Origin of the sequence: Nocardia sp. JW2 (assembly GCF_051843015.1) — a bacterium.
In the GTDB taxonomy this organism is placed as follows: domain Bacteria; phylum Actinomycetota; class Actinomycetes; order Mycobacteriales; family Mycobacteriaceae; genus Nocardia; species Nocardia coubleae.
On record NZ_JBPXLK010000001.1, the window covers coordinates 510059 to 527877 of the forward strand.

General features: G+C 68.2%; 19 protein-coding genes and 1 pseudogene. 12 read left to right on the forward strand and 8 right to left on the reverse strand.

All coding sequences use genetic code 11. The features are described 5' to 3' along the window. Positions 1-388 precede the first annotated feature (388 nt). Positions 389-1042 (reverse strand): maleylpyruvate isomerase family mycothiol-dependent enzyme, encoded by a 654-nt coding sequence (locus tag ACSVDM_RS02345; protein ID WP_439262377.1) that lies wholly within the window; start codon positions 1040-1042, stop codon positions 389-391. 66 nt (positions 1043-1108) lie between these two features. Between ACSVDM_RS02345 and ACSVDM_RS02350 the strand changes: the two genes are divergently transcribed. Next, positions 1109-2011 carry a MerR family transcriptional regulator gene (locus ACSVDM_RS02350; protein WP_439262379.1) on the forward strand — a complete coding sequence of 301 codons (903 nt, stop codon included), beginning with the start codon at positions 1109-1111 and terminating at the stop codon, positions 2009-2011. Between the two features lie 55 nt (positions 2012-2066). Here ACSVDM_RS02350 and ACSVDM_RS02355 read toward each other — a convergent pair whose 3' ends face one another. After that, on the reverse strand, positions 2067-2579 hold the full coding sequence (locus ACSVDM_RS02355; RefSeq protein WP_439262381.1) for a L,D-transpeptidase: 513 nt from the start codon (positions 2577-2579) through the stop codon (positions 2067-2069). A gap of 395 nt (positions 2580-2974) precedes the next feature. On the opposite strand from ACSVDM_RS02355, the gene ACSVDM_RS02360 reads away from it, so the two are divergent. Then, the gene (locus tag ACSVDM_RS02360; RefSeq protein ID WP_439262669.1) at positions 2975-3358 is read left to right on the forward strand and encodes a PaaI family thioesterase; all 384 of its coding nucleotides are present in this window, start codon (positions 2975-2977) and stop codon (positions 3356-3358) included. A 2-nt stretch (positions 3359-3360) separates the two neighbouring features. On the opposite strand, the gene ACSVDM_RS02365 is transcribed toward ACSVDM_RS02360, so the two are convergent. Then, a complete protein-coding gene (locus ACSVDM_RS02365; protein ID WP_439262383.1) occupies positions 3361-3867 on the reverse strand; it encodes a nuclear transport factor 2 family protein in 507 nt (168 codons plus the stop codon). A 289-nt stretch (positions 3868-4156) separates the two neighbouring features. Here ACSVDM_RS02365 and ACSVDM_RS02370 point away from each other — a divergent pair, with 289 nt between their 5' ends. From ACSVDM_RS02370 to ACSVDM_RS02400, 7 genes are all read left to right on the forward strand, one after another. Continuing rightward, positions 4157-4459 (forward strand): urease subunit gamma, encoded by a 303-nt coding sequence (locus tag ACSVDM_RS02370; RefSeq protein WP_067491980.1) that lies wholly within the window; start codon positions 4157-4159, stop codon positions 4457-4459. Positions 4460-4463: 4 nt separating this feature from the next. Continuing rightward, positions 4464-4775: an urease subunit beta gene (locus ACSVDM_RS02375; RefSeq protein ID WP_439262385.1), complete on the forward strand. Its 312-nt coding sequence runs from the start codon at positions 4464-4466 to the stop codon at positions 4773-4775. 51 nt (positions 4776-4826) lie between these two features. After that, positions 4827-6548 carry an urease subunit alpha gene (locus ACSVDM_RS02380; RefSeq protein WP_439262387.1) on the forward strand — a complete coding sequence of 574 codons (1722 nt, stop codon included), beginning with the start codon at positions 4827-4829 and terminating at the stop codon, positions 6546-6548. A 114-nt stretch (positions 6549-6662) separates the two neighbouring features. Beyond that, a complete protein-coding gene (locus tag ACSVDM_RS02385; RefSeq protein ID WP_439262389.1) occupies positions 6663-7199 on the forward strand; it encodes a YbaB/EbfC family nucleoid-associated protein in 537 nt (178 codons plus the stop codon). 114 nt (positions 7200-7313) lie between these two features. Then, on the forward strand, positions 7314-7643 hold the full coding sequence (locus tag ACSVDM_RS02390) for a type VII secretion target (protein ID WP_439262391.1): 330 nt from the start codon (positions 7314-7316) through the stop codon (positions 7641-7643). 2 nt (positions 7644-7645) lie between these two features. Further along, positions 7646-8641, forward strand: a complete 996-nt coding sequence (locus ACSVDM_RS02395; RefSeq protein ID WP_067635900.1) for a WXG100 family type VII secretion target — start codon at positions 7646-7648, stop codon at positions 8639-8641. Between the two features lie 39 nt (positions 8642-8680). After that, positions 8681-9352 carry an O-methyltransferase gene (locus ACSVDM_RS02400; RefSeq protein WP_439262394.1) on the forward strand — a complete coding sequence of 224 codons (672 nt, stop codon included), beginning with the start codon at positions 8681-8683 and terminating at the stop codon, positions 9350-9352. A 67-nt stretch (positions 9353-9419) separates the two neighbouring features. Here the strand turns inward: ACSVDM_RS02400 and ACSVDM_RS02405 are convergent, their stop codons facing one another. Then, positions 9420-9992 carry a winged helix-turn-helix transcriptional regulator gene (locus tag ACSVDM_RS02405; protein WP_439262396.1) on the reverse strand — a complete coding sequence of 191 codons (573 nt, stop codon included), beginning with the start codon at positions 9990-9992 and terminating at the stop codon, positions 9420-9422. A gap of 93 nt (positions 9993-10085) precedes the next feature. Here ACSVDM_RS02405 and ACSVDM_RS02410 point away from each other — a divergent pair, with 93 nt between their 5' ends. Further along, a complete protein-coding gene (locus tag ACSVDM_RS02410; protein WP_067491930.1) occupies positions 10086-11297 on the forward strand; it encodes a pyridoxal phosphate-dependent aminotransferase in 1212 nt (403 codons plus the stop codon). 1 nt (position 11298) lies between these two features. Here ACSVDM_RS02410 and ACSVDM_RS02415 read toward each other — a convergent pair whose 3' ends face one another. From ACSVDM_RS02415 to ACSVDM_RS02425, 3 genes and pseudogenes are all read right to left on the reverse strand, one after another. Further along, entirely contained in the window at positions 11299-11517 is a 219-nt protein-coding gene (locus tag ACSVDM_RS02415; protein ID WP_439262398.1) for a hypothetical protein, read from the reverse strand. A 276-nt stretch (positions 11518-11793) separates the two neighbouring features. Further along, positions 11794-12861, reverse strand: a pseudogene (locus tag ACSVDM_RS02420) (cytochrome P450 family protein); the annotation flags it as partial. A gap of 131 nt (positions 12862-12992) precedes the next feature. Next, positions 12993-13979, reverse strand: coding sequence for a zinc-binding dehydrogenase (locus ACSVDM_RS02425; protein ID WP_439262400.1), 987 nt, complete (start codon positions 13977-13979; stop codon positions 12993-12995). Positions 13980-14290: 311 nt separating this feature from the next. Here ACSVDM_RS02425 and ACSVDM_RS02430 point away from each other — a divergent pair, with 311 nt between their 5' ends. Beyond that, on the forward strand, positions 14291-15508 hold the full coding sequence (locus ACSVDM_RS02430) for a DUF418 domain-containing protein (protein ID WP_439262402.1): 1218 nt from the start codon (positions 14291-14293) through the stop codon (positions 15506-15508). Position 15509: 1 nt separating this feature from the next. On the opposite strand, the gene ACSVDM_RS02435 is transcribed toward ACSVDM_RS02430, so the two are convergent. Next, a complete protein-coding gene (locus ACSVDM_RS02435; protein WP_439262404.1) occupies positions 15510-16181 on the reverse strand; it encodes a TetR/AcrR family transcriptional regulator in 672 nt (223 codons plus the stop codon). A gap of 91 nt (positions 16182-16272) precedes the next feature. On the opposite strand from ACSVDM_RS02435, the gene ACSVDM_RS02440 reads away from it, so the two are divergent. Then, positions 16273-17742: an MFS transporter gene (locus ACSVDM_RS02440; protein WP_439262406.1), complete on the forward strand. Its 1470-nt coding sequence runs from the start codon at positions 16273-16275 to the stop codon at positions 17740-17742. The last annotated feature ends 77 nt before the right edge of the window (positions 17743-17819 follow it).

Below are 17819 nucleotides of genomic sequence, written 5' to 3' on the forward strand. Positions count from 1 at the left end.
CCCATGGTGTTCTCCTTTCAGGAATAGGTGATCGATTACGGGAAGAAGGCTTCGACGGAGCCGAGGAACACGGCGAGCAAGCCGTCCCCTTCGGCGGCGGAACCCAGTCCCGCAATTCCTGCCATCATCAATTCGGTGAGTGAACCCATATCAGTTCTCCTTGCGGCATTTCGGATCTGCATCAGCGGCGGTCGCCCGTCGTGATGCCGGTAACGTAGCCGCTGCCCATTTCCCGTCATCCGATTTTTGGCGGATCCGGACAATTCGTCCCGAATTCTTTCCGACGGAAAGTATCTCGCCGGATTGGCGAACGTCACTACCGCTGATGCCGTGACCTGTGGCGACGCACAAGGCTTGTCACGCGTCGCCCTTCCGTCGGCGAGCCGCGTCAATCCCCCTGTCCGGCACCGGGGGTGGGTAGCAGCACCTGTCCGCCGGTGGCCGGGCATTCGGCGCGGCCGGTGACGAGCATCAGCAACTCCACAGCAGTGCCCGTGACTGCCGTCCCCGATCCCACCGTCCACCCCGTGTCGGTCGCGCACAGCTGGTACCCGGCGAGCCGCTCGGGCGCGTGGAACGGCGCGCCCATCGCCCATGCCCGCTCCAGCGACCACTGTGCGGGCTCCGTCGGCGCGACCCGCTCGATGCCGAGCGGCGCGGCGATGTCCTGCCCGTGTACGAGCAGGTCCATCAACCGGTCGAGCGGCGTCGTGCCGATCGGCGTCGCGCGCGACCCGATCGTTTCCCGCAACTGGGCGAGCAGTCCCGCAGTGGTCGTGCGGTCGGCGTACCGAACGGCACCGTCATGGATGAGCCGATCGATGTTTCCTCGCGCCCGCACCAGCTCCACCACGATCGTCCCGAGCGTGAACCGGGTCGCGAGCACCAGATGGGCAACCACGTCGCGAATGCGCCATCCCGCGCACAACGACGCTGTGTCCCAGTCGGATTCGTCGAGCCCGGCCAGCAGCTCGACCAGTGTGGTGCGCTCCTCGGCCACGCGCCGCCAGACGGTATCCGCGCTCGGTTGTTCGATTGTCATCATGTCTCCTTCGGTCGATGTCGTCGGTACCGTAGGAGCTCCACCGAGGTGGAGGTGCCAGCGACTGTGACCCACAACACACGTCTGACGATCGGTGAACTCGCCGCGAGAACGGGTGTCGCCGTGCGCACCATCCGCTACTACTGCGACGAAGGGTTGCTGGCTGCCGAGCGCACGTCGACCGGCCATCGGACATTCGGCCCGGACGCGATCGACCGCCTGAGCCTGCTGCGCCGCCTGCGTGCGCTGGGAATCGGCTTAACCGCCATCGCCGACGTCCTCGCGGGTACCCGCGCCCTGGCGGAGGTGATCGCCGCCGAACGAGAAGCTGTTGCCGGTGAACTCGCCGCACTGCGGCGACGCGAGGCGTTGCTGACCGCGGTGACTGCCGGTGAGGTCGGGGACGGGGTGAACCTGGTTGCGGCCGTTGCCGATCCGGCTGCCGCGCACGACGTGCTCGTCGGCTTCTGGCGGCACCAGCTCGCCCCGCTGCCCGCACCCGTGCTGCACGACTTCATCGATATGAATCTGCCGGGCCCGCCGGTCGATGCCGACCCGGAGTTTCTACTGACCTACGCCGAACTCGTGGCGGCGGTGCGTGATCCACGGCTCGACGCGGCGATGTTCGACATCGTCCGGCACAGCGCCGTTCCTGGAGTGCACGACGAAAAAGGCCTGCTGCTGTCCGTCGCCCAGGCGTGTCTCTCGGCGGCCCCGCTTGTCGCGATCGGCGAACAACCTCGGCCCGGTGCCGAACTCGATCACTACGTTCACGCCCATGCCACCGCTCGCGCCGAGCGAGACACCCCGGAATTCCGTAAGCGATTGGCCCTCGGCGCCGCCGACCAGCGCGTCCGGCGCTACTGGCATCTCACCACGGCCCTGACGGGTGAGCCGGTCACCTCCGGCGCCGCGCACCTGTGGCTCTTCGATGCGCTGACCGTCTCGGTCACGCAATCGGGAGGCTGAACCGGCAGGGACGAACGAGGGGAGGCCACCAGGGTGGCCTCCCCTCGGGGGACGATCAGGGAACCACTTCGACGATGTCGCCGGGCTCGAGCCATTCGTAGTGCGCCTTGGCGCCGTCGGGGGTCAGGCGGATGCAGCCGTGGGACTGCTCCTCGGTGGGTCCGATGTGGTAGGCGATGTCGCCGTTGAAGAAGATCGCGTATTCCATGGGGGCGTTGTGCAGGGTGCTCCAGTGGAACGGCTTCTTGAACGCCACCTTGAACGTGCCCGGCGGGGTTTCGTAGCCGGGGCGGCCGTGCGACATCGGGGTGGGACCGTAGGTCACCGTGCCGTTGTCCATCAGCCACGCGTTGTTGGTGGACAGCTGCAGGCACGCGCGGGCCTTCTCGCTGCACGGCGCCACCACCGGTTCCGGTTCGGGCGCGGGAACGATGGCGGGCACGCCGGGGATATCGGGCCCACCTGGCCACAGTGGTTCGGCCTGCACGGGTGCGGCGAGCGCGGTACCGACCACCGCCGCACACATCGCCGCGCACGCGGCCCACCGGGGAATACGACTACTACTCACGAAATCTTGCCTCTCTCGCCGCGCCCACCCCTGGTCGTCGTACGCCCAGAACATGAGCTTTCACCATCGACACAAGCCTCGGAACATAGAGGTGTGAACGATCATGGAGTATTGCGATTGTGTTGAGCAAGCCCTGGATATCGCTACCGGCGCGTCGCATTCCGGCAGTCACTTGACCACTTAGGTAAGCCTGACCTATGCTCATCGTGGCGTATGGATGAGCCGGTGGTCCCGAGGGCTGCGGTCGACCCCCTCGTTCCTGCCGCGGCGGGCTCCGTTCTCGTAACGGGGTCCGCCGCTTCGTTTTCCCGGTGGCGCCGCCGGATTTCTGATGGTGTAAACCGGACGGTATGAGCGAAAACCCCCTGTCGTGGGCTGATATCACGCCCGAGCTGATGACCAAGATGAGCGAAGGCACCTTCACCGACCTCATCGGCATGCGCTTCACCGAGGTCTCCGCCGACCGCGTGCGCGGCGAATGGGAGGTGCGCCCCCAGTTGCACCAGCCCGCGGGCATCCAGAACGGCGGCGTCTATTGCACGGTGATCGAAACCCTCGCCAGCGTCGGCGGCAGTGTCTGGTTCGGTGAGCGCGGTCAGGTGGTCGGCGTCAACAACAACACCGACTTCCTGCGCGCCGTGCGCGAGGGCACCCTCACCGGCGAGGCCACCCCGATCCACCGCGGCCGCAGCCAGCAGCTGTGGGTCGTGGTGATCACCGACGCCGAGGGCCGCATGGTCGCGCGCGGCCAGGTCCGTCTGCAGAATCTGGCGGCCTGACCTCAGTTCCGCGGGGAGTCGCCGGCCGCCGCGGGCGAGCCGGGCGTCCGGCCCGCGGCGACCTTTCCCGCCACATGGCGCACGTCGCGGTGCGAGATCAGCCATTCGCCCTCGTGCTGCTCGAACTCGTCACGGACGAGGCCGATGACGGTCCAGTCCGCGGGCCTGCCTGCGTCCGGGTTCGAAAACCAATGCCAGACGGTGGCATACGCGGTGAGCAGGGGGCGGTCGTCGGTCCATTCGATGGTGGCCTGCCCGATCACGTGGGCCACCGGAGCGCGGTGGGACTTCGGCACCCGGCTCATGTAGTCGGTGAACGAGTCGCGGCCGTGGAAGAGCACGGGCGGGCCGGGCATGATCCGGTACTCGATCAGGGCGTCGGGGGTGAAGCATTCGGAGAAGCGTTCGCTCTCCTGGGTGTCGGCGATCCGGAAGAACTTGTAGAAGGTCTTGAAAATCGCGCGCTCGGCTTCGATGGTGACGAGCAGGGGGTCGCGTGATCCGGTCACATCGGGTCCTTTGTGCGTGTCCAGGGCGGCCGGCGGTCAGGGCGCCGCGGAAAGGGTTGTCGCTGAGGTCGCCCCCGGAAGTCTAAGCCGAATTCGGGCGAAAAGTTGACTGGCGGGTTCAATTCGATGGACCAGTCCGACTAGGTATCGCCGGTCCAGGTGCCGGTTCGTTAACTTCTCGTTAATCGAGCCGGATTCGTCCCAGGTCACGGCATCGGCGGGCGACCCGTGGGGACACGCACGTGCCAGAATGTCGCTCACCGACCACGACCCGCCGAGGAGAACCCCGATGCGTTTGTCGCCGCACGAGCAGGAACGGCTGCTGCTGAGTTACGCGGCCGAGCTGGCGCGGCGCAGGCAGGCCAGGGGGCTCAAGCTCAACCATCCCGAGGCGGTCGCGCTCATCACCGACCATGTGCTCGAGGGCGCGCGGGACGGGCGAACCGTCGCGGAACTGATGTCCTCGGGGCGCCAGGTGCTCACCAGGGACGACGTGATGGTCGGCGTGCCGGAGATGATCCACGACGTTCAGGTCGAGGCGACCTTCCCGGACGGGACCAAACTCGTCACCGTGCACCACCCGATCGGATGAGACCATGATTCCCGGTGAATACCTGTGTGCCGAGGGCGCGATCGAACTGAACGCGGGCGCGACGCGCGTGGAACTGGACGTGGTCAATACCGGTGACCGTCCCGTGCAGGTGGGCAGTCACGTCCACTTCCCGCAAGCCAACGCCGCGCTCGACTTCGACCGATCCGCCGCCCGCGGGCACCGCCTCGATATTCCGGCGGGCACGGCTGTTCGCTTCGAACCCGGCCTGCCGCAACGTGTTTCGCTCGTTCCGCTCGGTGGCACCCGCGAGGTCTACGGCATCAACGCCGACGCACCCGGTCGTCTCGATGGCTGAGCGCGACCGAACACCGCACGCCGTTTCGCCGCAGCTTCCGGGAGAGAGCCGATGACCGAACTCAGCCGCGCCCGCTACGCCGAACTGTTCGGCCCGACCACCGGCGACCGGATCCGCCTGGCCGACACCGACCTGATCGTCGAGATCACCGAAGACCGTTGCGGCGGACCGGGACTGGCGGGCGAGGAAGCGGTCTTCGGCGGCGGCAAGGTGCTGCGCGAGTCGATGGGGCAGTCGCGCGCCACCCGCGCCGACGGCGCGCCCGACACCGTCATCACCGGGGTGGTGATCATCGACCACTGGGGCATCGTCAAGGCCGACGTCGGTATCCGCGACGGCCGGATCTGCGGAATCGGCAAGGCGGGCAACCCCGACACCATGTCGGGCGTGCACCCCGACCTCGTCGTCGGCCCGGCGACGGAGATCATCGCGGGCAACGGTCGCATCCTCACCGCGGGCGCCATCGACTGCCACGTGCACTTCATCTGCCCGCAGCTGATGGAGGAGGCCCTCGGCGGCGGCATCACCACCCTCATCGGCGGCGGCACCGGCCCGGCCGAGGGTTCCAAGGCCACCACCGTCACACCCGGTTCCTGGCACCTGGCCCGGATGCTGGAATCGCTCGACCACTGGCCGATGAACATCGTGCTGCTCGGCAAGGGCAACACGGTGAGCCAGGAGTCCATGTGGGAGCAATTGCGTGGCGGCGCATCGGGTTTCAAGCTGCACGAGGACTGGGGTTCCACCCCGGCCGCCATCGACGCCTGCCTCACCGTCGCCGACGCGGCGGGCGTGCAGGTGGCGCTGCACTCCGACACCCTGAACGAGGCCGGCTTCGTCGAGGACACCCTCGCCGCCATCGCAGGCCGTGGCATCCACGCCTATCACACCGAAGGTGCGGGCGGCGGTCACGCACCCGACATCATCACGGTCGCTTCGCATCTCAACGTGCTGCCCAGTTCGACCAACCCCACCCGCCCGCACACCGTCAACACCCTCGACGAACACCTCGACATGCTGATGGTGTGCCACCACCTGAGCCCGTCGATCCCCGAGGACCTGGCTTTCGCCGAATCCCGCATCCGGCCTTCGACGATCGCCGCCGAAGACCTGCTGCACGACCTGGGTGCCATCTCCATGATCGGCTCGGATTCCCAGGCCATGGGCCGCATCGGTGAGGTGGTGCTGCGCACCTGGCAGACGGCGCACGTGATGAAAGGCCGTCGCGGTGCGCTGCCGGGCGACGGCGCCGCCGACAATGCCCGCGTCCAGCGCTACATCGCGAAATACACCATCTGCCCGGCTGTTTCGCACGGACTCGACGACGAGATCGGTTCGGTGGAAGTCGGCAAACTGGCCGATCTGGTGCTGTGGGAACCGGCGTTCTTCGGCGTCCGACCGCACGCGGTCCTCAAGGGCGGCATGATCGCCTGGGCCGCGATGGGTGACGCCAACGCCTCCATCCCCACCCCCCAACCGGTCCTGCCGCGCCCGATGTTCGGTGCCGCCGCCCCCGCCGCGGCCGCCACCTCCCTGCACTTCGTCTCCGAGCAGGCCATCGACGACCGTCTCGCCGACCGCCTCGACGTCCGCCGAAAACTGGTGCCCGTCAAGAACGTCCGCCGCGTCACCAAGACCGACATGCCCCACAACGACGCCATGCCACGCATCGAAGTCGACCCCGACACCTTCACCGTCCGCGTCGACGGCGAGGTCTGGACCGAGGCCCCCGCCACCGAACTCCCCATGGCCCAGCGCTATTTCCTGTTCTGAGGGCCCGCCGCCGGCTGTCGGCGGCCTGGGGTAGTCTCGGCGCGATCCGAGCGGGGCGGGTATCGGTCGCCTCGCGTCACGTGCCGGGCGAACCGGCGGGAGGGGGCCGTTGTCGTGGACGATCTGACCGATGCCGCCGACGATCTGGCGCGCTGGGCGCAGGATCTCGAGCGCAAGTCGCAGCGGTATCAGGAACTGCACACCAAGATGGCCGAAGTGAGTGTCACCGACACCTCGGCCGACGGGCGCATCGCCGTGACCGTCGATGCGAACGGGTGCACCACTGCGGTCACCCTGACGGCCGGCGTGCGTGGCATGGACCCCTCGGCCGTCGCCGCCGAACTGATGGCCTGCACACGGCGCGCCCAGGCCCGGCTGCGTGACCGCGTCTCCGGGCTGGTGCACGACGTGGTGGGCGCCGACGAGGTCGGGGCCGCGATCGTCGGCCAGTACACCGAACGGTTCCCCGATCCGCTCGATTCCGAGCAGGCGCCCGTCGCCACCACGCCGCCTCCGCCGCCGGTCGCCGCGTGGCCGCCCGTCGAACCCGAGGTGCCCGCCGCCCGCAAACCGGACCGCGACCGAGTCGTCGCGCCCGTGGAACCCGACGAGGAAGATCTCTTCTACCAGCGCAAATCCTGGCTGCAGTAGCGCGATCTCGGCTGCGGCGAATATTCGGGGAACCGAACGGGGTGGTGCCGCGTCCAAACAGTTCGAGACAAGGTGCGCGGACTCGATCGGGTTCGCCTTCAGGAGGGAGTCAGCGTGACCGGTGTGGTGAATGTCGACCCGAATGCGATCAGAACGCACGCCGGATCGGTGGACGGCGTCGCGAGCGGGGTGGCCTCCGCCCTGGAGGCGGCGAGCTACCTGGCCCACGCCGACGACGGCTACGGCCTGCTGGTGAAGCCGTACGCGGTGACCACCCTCAACACGCTGCACGACGAGATCGTCGACGGGCTCACCGAACTCGATGCCCTGGTGGCGGCGATGCCGGGCAAGTTGCGCACCGCCGCCGACACCTTCGAAACGTGTGACACCACCCGGGCCGGACAGCTGAAAGCCACCACCGCCGAGATCGAGGGGACCGTCTGAGCATGGCCGACCAACCGACCGCCCTCGGCACCTTCCTCAACGAGAACTCGGTGCTGCCGGGCACCGTCGACACCTTCGACGACGCGCCAGCACCCGACAACGACCTGCTGGCCGACGGAACCAACTACCGCGATACCTACTACCAGGAAACCAATTTCCTGTTCACCAACATGGGTGTGCCGGGGATCGAGGACAAGAGCGGCGGGCCGGAGGCCAACCCGGGCATCCTGAAGGGCACCCTGCAGGGCGACAGCTTCGAGGCCGGATACGGTCTCTACAACGCGTTCGCCAACGGCGGGTCCACCACCGACAAGATCGACGCCATCACCAAGGCCGGGTCGACCGCCGGTGACTGGTCCTCCGCCGCACAGACCATCGGCAAGGCCGTCAAGGGCACGTCCGCCCTGGCGAAGTTCGACCCGTTCAATTTCCTCGGTTCGCAACTGATGAGCTGGATGCTCGAACACGTGGAACCGATGCGCAAATCGCTCGACTCCATCACCGGCAATCCCGATATGGTCCAGGCGTATTCGGACTCGTGGAAGAAGATCGCCGACCACCTCACCACCACAGCCGGGCAGCTGGCCGCCGCCGTCGACACCGGCATCGGGGAGTGGACCGGTTGCGCCGCCGAGGCCTACCGCGCCAAGGCGACCGAGATGGCAAGCACGATCGCCGAGAAGGCCGCGGTGTCCCAGATTCTCGCCGACTGCAACAAGGCGATGAAGTCGATTGTCGAAACGGTGCGAAGCATTGTCGTGGAGATCCTCAGCAGCCTGGCGGGCATGCTGCTCGAGGCGACCGCGATCCTCATCGCTTCGGCGGGCACCGCGACTCCGGCGCTCATCGCCCGCGCACTGGCCGACATCTCGCTGGCCACCATGTCGGTGTCCCAGATGCTGATCGAACTCGCCCAGGCACTGGTGTCGACGAAGACCATGGCGCAGAGCGCGGTGCAGTTGGTGCGCGGCGTCGCCGGGGTGGAATCGGCGAAATAGCTGCCGATGTGCGACGGGAGTTGGTGGCAGACTGCGCATATGACAAGCACTGAGTGGGCCGATGTCGACAGTTATCTCGTCAGCACCCTCGTCGGGGAGGAAGGGGTGCCCGCACTCGAGGCGAACGCGAGCGCGGGCCTGCCCGCGATCGATGTGTCGCCGCCGCAGGGGAAGCTGCTGAACCTGGTGGCCCGGACCGCGCGGGCACGCCGGGTGCTCGAGATCGGCACCCTCGGTGGGTACAGCACCGAATGGCTCGCGCGGGCCGTCGGCGAGGGCGGCACCGTGGTGACCCTGGAATTCGAGCCGCGCCACGCCAAGGTGGCGCGCGAGAACCTGGACCGCGCCGGGGTGGGGGACCGGGTCGACATCCGGGTCGGCGCGGCGCTGGACACCCTGCCCGGGGTCGCCGAGGACAGCGGTGAACCGTTCGACCTGGTGTTCATCGACGCCGACAAGGTGAACAACTCGAACTACGTGCAGTGGGCGCTGCGGCTGACCCGACCCGGCTCGGTGATCATCGTCGACAATGTGGTGCGCGGCGGCGCCGTCGCCGACGAACACTCCGACGACCCGAACGTGCGCGCCAGCCGCGACCTGATCGACCTGCTCGCTGCCGAACCCAGCCTCGATGCCACGGTGATCCAGACCGTCGGCGCCAAAGGATGGGACGGTTTCGCCTACGCGGTGGTCAACGGCCCGGAGGCCTAGCGGTACCGCCTCGAGACGGCGCCGATCCGGAGGCAACTGTCCGCTGATACCGCGACGGTCGCGCAGGTCAGCGCGCGGGGGACAGCGCCCCGGACGTCAGCGGCTGCGCACCGGTCGCGATGTCGATGGCTTCGGCCAGGTCGAGCCGCAGTTCGTGGTCCGACGCGGGCGCGGGTCCGTCGTGGTGGGTGATGCCCTCGGCGGTGCGCACGTAGTGCAGCACGGTGTCGCCGATATGCACGGTGACCGTGCCCTCGCCCACCACCTCGGCGAGCGCACGACCCAGCGGCAGCGCCAGCCAATGCGCGCGCACCGCGTCGGTGGGGTTGCGCTCGCCGAGTAGCGGCGCACCCCACCCGGCCAGTGCGTCGAGCACCGGCCGCAACCCCCGGCCCAGCTCGGTGAGCTCATAGCTCGAGCGCATCCCGTTGCGGTGGTGGGTGAGCACCCCGTCGCGTTCCAGCCCTTTGAGCCGGGTCGCGAGCATATCGGTGCTGATCCCGGGCAGGTCGGCGAACAGATCGCTGTAACGGCGTGGGCCGGAACACAATTCGCGGACAACGAGCAGGCTCCACCGGTCCCCGACGAGGTCGAGCGCGCGGCTCACGGCGCAGTAGTGGTCGTAGCTTCGGCGTGACACGGCTCCCACTCTAACCTGATACTTGGAAAATCCAAGTGAGATCTTGGAAAAACCAAGTAGTGTGTGCGGCAACCACATCGCGGAGGGAAGTCCATGCAGTTCAAGCAGTCGAGCAAGCTGTCGGGAGTGTCGTACGAGATTCGCGGTCCGGTGGCCGAGGAAGCCGCCCGGCTCGAGGCCGAGGGGCATCACGTCGTGAAGCTCAACACCGGCAATCCGCTGATCTTCGGGTTCGACGCGCCGCCGGACCTCTTGCAGGACATGGTGCGAACCCTGCCCGCCTCCACCGGCTACACCTCGTCGAAGGGGCTGCTCTCGGCCCGGCGCGCGGTGGTGCAGTACTACCAGACGCTCGGCGTGCCCGATGTCGACGTGGAACAGGTGTTCCTCGGCAACGGTGTCTCCGAACTGATCATGATGGCGATGACGGCGCTGCTCGAGAACGGCGACGAGGTCCTCGTGCCCGCCCCCGACTTCCCGCTGTGGACGGCCGCGACCGCGCTCAACGGCGGCACCCCGGTGCACTATCTGTGCGACGAGGGCGCCGACTGGTATCCCGACCTGGCCGACATCACCGCCAAGATCACCGACCGCACCCGCGCCATCGTCCTCATCAACCCCAACAATCCGACCGGGGCGGTGTACCCGCCGGAGGTGTTGCGCGAGATCCTCGAGATCGCCCGCAGGCACAACCTCGTCGTGTTCGCCGACGAGATCTACGACAAGATCTACTACGACGACCTCGAGCACACTGCGGTCGCCTCGCTCGCCCCCGATCTGCTGTGCCTGACCTTCTCCGGCCTGTCGAAGAACTACCGCGCCGCCGGTCTGCGTTCCGGCTGGCTCGTGGTGTCGGGCCCCGTTCAGCACGCGGCGAGCTACCTCGAGGGTCTGACGATGCTGGCCGGTCTGCGCTTGTGCGCGAATGTCCCTGCGCAGCAAGCGATCCAGGCCGCGCTCGGCGGGTATCAGAGCATCAACGATCTGGTTCTGCCCGGTGGCCGGCTGCGCGAACAGCGCGACCGGGCGTGGGAAGCGCTCAACTCCATCCCGGGTGTCTCGTGCGTGAAACCCAAAGGCGCGCTCTACGCCTTCCCGCGCATCGACCTGGACATGTACCCCATCCACGACGACGAGAAGTTCGTCCTCGACCTGCTGCTGCAGGAGAAGCTGCACATCGTGCAGGGCACCGGCTTCAACTGGCCGCGTCCCGACCATTTCCGCATCGTCACCCTGCCGCACGCCGACGAACTCGAGGCCATTATCGAACGCATCGGCCGGTTCCTGGCCACCTACCGGCAGTAGGTCAGGTCGGGCAGCCCTGCCCGGAGTCGCCGGACGCCGAGGGCGGCAGCTGGATGAGGCACAGGACGAGCCCGGCCGTCGCGTCGGCCAGCTCGCCCGACCCTGTCTCGATCGTCGGGCGGTTCGGCCCGGTGATCTCGGCCGAGGCGGCCGGTGCAGCGAACAGCGGTGCTGCCGCGGCGCAGAGGATCAGCGCCGTGGCGGCGAATTTCTTCGGCATGATCGGCCCCGTCTCCCGGATGACGTCTGGGCCCGATGCTACGCCGGGGACATGGTTGAGGCTTCGGCGCAGCTACGAGGGCTCAGCGCAGCGACGAGGGACTCGCGCAGCGAGAAGGACTCAGCGCAGCCGGACGGGGAGGTCGAGGAGGCCGCGGATGAGCGTGCTCGTCTGCCAGTGCATGGTGGCGGCGGGGTCTGCCAGGCGCAGGTCGGGAAAGCGCCGGAGCAAGGCGGTGAAGGCTATCTCGGCTTCGAGACGGGCGAGCGGTGCGCCGACGCAGAAGTGGATGCCGTGTCCGAAGGCGAGATGGCTCGAGGTAGGCCCGTCGACGGTGAGCGAATCGGGGTCGGCGAACCGGGCGGGGTCGCGGTTGGCGGCCGCCAGGGCGACGTTCACGATCTCACCCGCCGGAATCTCGACTCCGCCGAGGGTGACGGGCTCGGCGGTGAACCGCAGCGTCGCCATGTCGACCGGCCCGTCGAAACGCAGGAACTCCTCGATGGCCTCGGGCACACCCGCCGGGTCGGCGCACAGTGCCGCCCACTGGGTGGGCTCGCGCAGCAGGGCGTGCACGCCGTTGCCGATCAGGTTCACGGTGGTCTCGTGGCCGGCGACCAACAGCAGGAACGCCATCGACACCAGTTCGCGGTCGGTGAGCCGGTCGCCGTCCTCGTCGGCGAGCACCAGCTGTGACAGCAGATCCTCGGCGGGCCGGGACTGCTTGGCGCGCACCAGACTCGACAGGTAAGCCGCCATCGCGGCCGCGGCGGCGGGCCGCCCCTCCTCCTCGCCGACCACGCCGACCAGCGACCGGGTCCACGCCTGGAAGTCGTCCCGGTCGTCGAAGGGAACACCGAGCAGTTCGCAGATCACCGTCACCGGAAGGGGATTGGCGAAGGCCTGCATGAGGTCGACCTCGTCGTGTCCGGCCATCGCTTCCAGGAGATTCTCGGTGATCTCCTCGATGCGGGGACGCAGAGCCGCCACCTGCCGGGTGGTGAACGCCTTGTTCACCAGTTTGCGCAACCGGGTGTGCTCGGGCGGGTCGGTGCTGAGCATGTGTTGCAGCAGCACCATGGTGTTGGCGTCGGTGGGGGTGCTGTCACGTTTGGCGCGCAGGATCTCGTCGGCACGTACCGTGTCCTTGCGGAGGCGGGGATCAGCCAGGGCGGCGCGCGCCTCGGGATAACCGATGACGATCCAGCGGATCACATTGTCGGGGAACAGCACCCGGTGCACCGGTCCGGTGGTGCGCCAGCGGCGGTAGTGGGCGTGCGGGTCGTCGAAGAAGTCGGCGCCGATGGTCTCGACAGGGGCGGCGGCGGTAGTGGTGTCGGCCATTTCGTCACGGTACCGGGGCGGCCGCGGCGACGCGCCGAAAGTGAGCACCGGAATGACCGAATTCCCTTGTGGCAGGTGATGTTCGGATGGGCGAAAACCGCGCCTGGGGAACGCGGTTTCGCCGATCCGTGTCAGCGAGCCGAGCCGTGTACCGCGATCTTGCCGTTGCGTCCCGGCGTTTCCGAGGCGACGGCCGCGTCTGCGGCCTTGTCGAGAGGGAACTCACCGTCGAGTTCCAGGCGCAGCGTGCCGTCGGCGGCGAGTCCGACCAGTTCGGTGATGAGCCGCACGTAATCGGCGCGGTCGATCTCGGCGCTGCGCTGCTGACCCCAGAAACCCTTCACCACAGCCTGTTTGAAGATCAACGCACCGGTGTCGATGACCATCGGCTTGCCCGACAGCGCGCCGAAGGAGATGAGCTCACCGCGCGGGGCGAGCAGCGACATCAACGTGGCCGCGGCCGGACCGCTGACCTGGTCGACGGCCCGCACGATCGGTTCGCCGCCGGTCACCTCGGTCACCCGGTCGGTCCACCCGTCGCTCTCGGTGTCGAGGACCGGGCCGTAGCCGAGGTCCTCGAGTGCCCGCACCGAACCGGGTCCGCGCACCAGGCTCAGCACCCGCACTCCGCGCTGCTTCGCGAACAGGTTGACCTGCCGGCCGACGGCGCCGTTGGCGGCGTTCACCACGATCCACTGACCCGGCTGCACGGCGAGGTCGTCGAGCAGCATCAGCGCGCTCAACGGCATGGCCAGCAACTGACAGGCGGTCTCGTCGGGCACCGTCGGCGGCATGGGAACCACCTGGTCGGCGCGCGCGACGAAGTAATCGGCCCACGCGGCCCGCGCCCCGGCCACCGCGACCCGCTGCCCGACCTGCACCCGATCGGCACCCGGGCCCACCGCGTCGACGACGCCGACGGCCTCGGTGCCCGGAATCGCGGGCAGCGGTGGTTTGTAGCCGTATACCCCGCGCACGATGGCGAGGTCGTGGTTGTGGATGGGTGAGAGCGTCATCGACAGCCGCACCTCACCTGGTCCCGGTTCGGGCACGGGCACGGTCTGTGCCGCGAGTACGTCCTTCGGCTCCCCGAATCGTTCGATCACCACTGCCTGCATGTCCGCCTCCGAAGCTGGTTGCGAGTCGTGCACGATGCGCCCATTCTTCCACCGCGCCGCACTTCCCCCGGCTCCGCACGGCCCGGTCGCGCGTCTCGCGCACTCGGCGCAGAGGCCGACGGCAGCCCACCTCGGACCACCTCAGCTCAGGACGCCTCGATCAGCCCGGATGAGACATTCTCGCCATCGCGTCCGCGCACAATTGGCCCGTGTCAATACGCCGCAAGGGTGACCGATGCCCCCCGCGGTAGCCCCACCGAATCGGTCTTTCGGGGGACGACCGGCGAGACACTCCGGCCTACTCTCGGTCCATGACAGCCGGAACCCCTTCCCCCGCGGCATCTTCCGGCCGCCGCATCGGCGAGGTCGACATCCTGCGCGGATTCGCCCTGTTCGGCATTCTGATCACCAATGTGATCATCGCGACCACGCTGTGGTCGGCCGTCGGCACCCGCGAGGACCCGCGTTCACTGTTCGACGGCACCGCCGATCAGCTGGTCCGCGCGGGCGTCGACGCGCTGTTCACCGGGCGTTTCTACCTGCTGTTCGCGTTCCTGTTCGGATACTCGTTCACCCTGCAGATCGCGGCGGCCCAGCGGGCCGGGGCACCACCGGTGCGGCGGCTGCTGCGGCGGTGTGCGGCACTGATGGGAATCGGCCTGCTGCACGTGTACTTCCTGTGGGTCGGCGACATCCTCACCCTGTACGCGGCGCTGTGCCTGCTGCTGATCGCCCTGCGCAAACTCTCCGCCCGCACCGCCGTCATCACCGCGATCGTGCTGTATTCGCTGTGGTCGGTCTTCGCCTTCCTACCCGGAAGCGACACGGGCACGCTCGGCCTCGGCCTGTTCTTCGACCTGCCGAAGATGTCGGCGGACTACACCGGCAGCTTCGCCGACACCTTCGCCGCCCAAACCTCCGTCGCCCCGGTGTTCGCGATCCTCATCTGGATAGCCCAGGGTGTGCCGAGCCTGGCGATGTTCCTGCTCGGCATGGTGGCGGGTAAACGCAATCTGTTCGAGGACGCCGCGACCATCGCGCGCTGGTCGCCCCGGGTGCTGTGGATCGGCTTCGGGCTCGGGCTCCCGATCTCGGCCATGACCTTCGCCCAGCTGATGGACTGGTGGCATCCGCCGGTCCTGGTCCACGGACTCCAGTACCTCATCGCGCCCGCCATGACCTTCGCCTATGTCGCGCTGGTCCTGCGGCTGGCGGGCTCGCCGCGCACCGGCCGGTATCTCGCCGCGCTCGGGCCCGCCGGGCGGATGGCGGCCACCAACTACATCGGTCAGTCGGTGGTGCTGATGGTGGTCTACACCGGATACGGTTTCGCCCTCGCCGATACCGTCGCGCCGCCGGTGGTCGTGCTCGTCGCGCTGGTCACCTTCGCCGCCCAGCTCGCGCTCAGTGCCTGGTGGTTGCGTCACCATCCCTACGGTCCGGTGGAATGGGTGTTGCGCGCCGCCACCTATCTGACAGTGCCCGCCTGGAGTAAACCGAAAGCGGCTGCGGCGCAGGCTGTTCGATGACCTAGCCGGACCGGTCGGCGCGCGCGGCGAAACCGTCGCAGAGTGCGTCGAGGCCGAGGTAGAGCAGATCCTGCGAGGTCAGCTCGCTCACGCCCGCGCCCTCCAGGTCCGCCAAGGCGGGCGGCACCGGGAACTGTGGTGTGCCTTCCAGCAGATCGCGCAGACCGTTGGGGTCGTCGGTCGCGGTGCGCTTGTCGGCGAGCAGGGCGCCACCGACCACGGGCAGGCTCGCGCCCGAGATGTAGTTCCACACCGTGAACGCCATGGTCGTGGCCTCGCGCGCCGACACCTCCAGCTCGCGCAGGCCCGCCACCAGCCACGCCAGGCTCGCCAGCCCCTGGGGGCCGAAGCTGTAGCGGGGGACCGCGAAGGTCAGCAGCACCCACGGATGCTGCTGGTAGAGCTGCCAATCGATCTCCGCGGCGATGCGCACCCGATCGCGCCAGGTCCAGTTCTGCCCGGTGGGGTCGGGATAGGGGTGCCGGGCGGCGATCTCGTCGGTCATGGCCGCGATCAGTTCGTCCTTGCTGTCCACGTGCCGATACAGCGACATGGTCCCCACCGTGAGCCGATCGGCGATGCGCCGCATCGACACCGCGTCGAGGCCGTCGGCGTCGGCGAGTGCGATCGCGGCGTCGACGATCGCCGCCCTGGTGAGCTTGGCCTCAGTCATCCCATGACTCACTTTCGTCATCCGGTCTTAATGCGTACACTGTACCGGTGCCTCGCGTACGCCGTACGCATACCCTGGGAAGGAACTCGGAATGACGAAGCTGGAACCGGCGGTGCCCACCGCAGTCGCCGGTGGACGCCGCGCATGGCTCGGATTGGGCGTGCTGCTGCTGCCGGTGCTGCTGGTGTCGATGGACATCTCGGTGCTGTTCCTCGCCATGCCGACCCTGACGAGCGACCTCGACCCCACCGCCTCCCAGCAGCTGTGGATTCTCGACATCTACGGGTTCATGCTGGCCGGCCTGCTCATCACGATGGGCAATCTCGGTGACCGGATCGGCAGGCGCAATATCCTGCTCGCCGGCGCGGCCGTGTTCGGTGTGGCATCGGTGCTCGCGGCGTTCGCGCCGAGCGCCCCGATCCTCATCGCCGCGCGCGTGCTGATGGGTATCGGCGGTGCGACCCTGCTGCCGTCGAGCCTGGCGCTGATCTCCACGCTCTTCCCCGACGCCCGTAGGCGCGCCACCGCCATCGGCATCTGGACGGCGTTCTTCGCGGGCGGTTCGGCCGTCGGCCCGATCATCGGCGGTCTGCTGCTGCACCACTTCTGGTGGGGTTCGGTGTTCCTCATCAATATCCCGGTGCTCGCGATCCTGCTGCTGTTCGGGCCGTTCCTGCTGCCCGAGCACCGCTCCACGACCCTCGGCCCGATCGATCTGCCGAGCGTGGCGCTGTCGATCGGCGGCATCCTGCCGGTGGTCTACGGCATCAAGCACATCGCCGCCGACGGGTTCGATCTCGTCTCGCTGGTGATCGCGGCCATCGGTGCGGTGATGCTCGTGCTGTTCGTGCACAGGCAACGTCATCTCAGCGAACCGCTGCTCGATCTGTCGCTGTTCACCCGGCCGCTGTTCCGGGTCGCCATCGGCGCCAGCATGGCGGGCATGATGTCGCTGGCCGCGATGAGCTACCTGACCAGCGTGTATCTGCAGTCGGTCACCGGGCGTGACCCGTTGCAGGCCGCGCTGCTCGGCATTCCGATGGCGGTGGCCGTGTTCGTCTGCTCGATGAGCGGGGCGAATCTCGGGTTGCGGATCGGGGTGCGGGCCGCGTTCACCCTGGCGCTCGTCGCGTCGGCGGTGGGCAATCTGATGCTGCTCGGCGTCGGTGTCGACGGCGGGTTGGCCTGGTATGTGGCCGGTTCGGTGATCGCCGGTGTCGGATACGGCATCTCCTTCACCCTGGTGTCGGATGTGGCGGTGTCGGCGGTGCCTGCCGAGCGTGCGGGTTCGGCGGTCGGAATCTCGGAGACCAGCTTCGAACTCGGCAACGCGCTCGGGCTCGCGCTGCTCGGTTCGCTGGCGGCGCTGGTGTTCCGCTCCGGTGGCGACTTCGACGAAACGCTGGGGGAGACCCTCGCGCACTCCGATGGCAATGCGGGCCTGGCCCACGCCGCTCGCGAATCGTTCGTCAGCGGCATGCATGTCGCCACCACGTGCGGCGCGTTGCTGCTGCTGGCGATGGCCGCGCTCGCCTGGCGGTCGGCGCGATCGTCTGGCTGACGCGTGCGGTGGCGGCGCACCATGGGAGCGCTGCCACCGGAATCCACCGCGCTCGCTGTGAGGATTACCACCCGGCG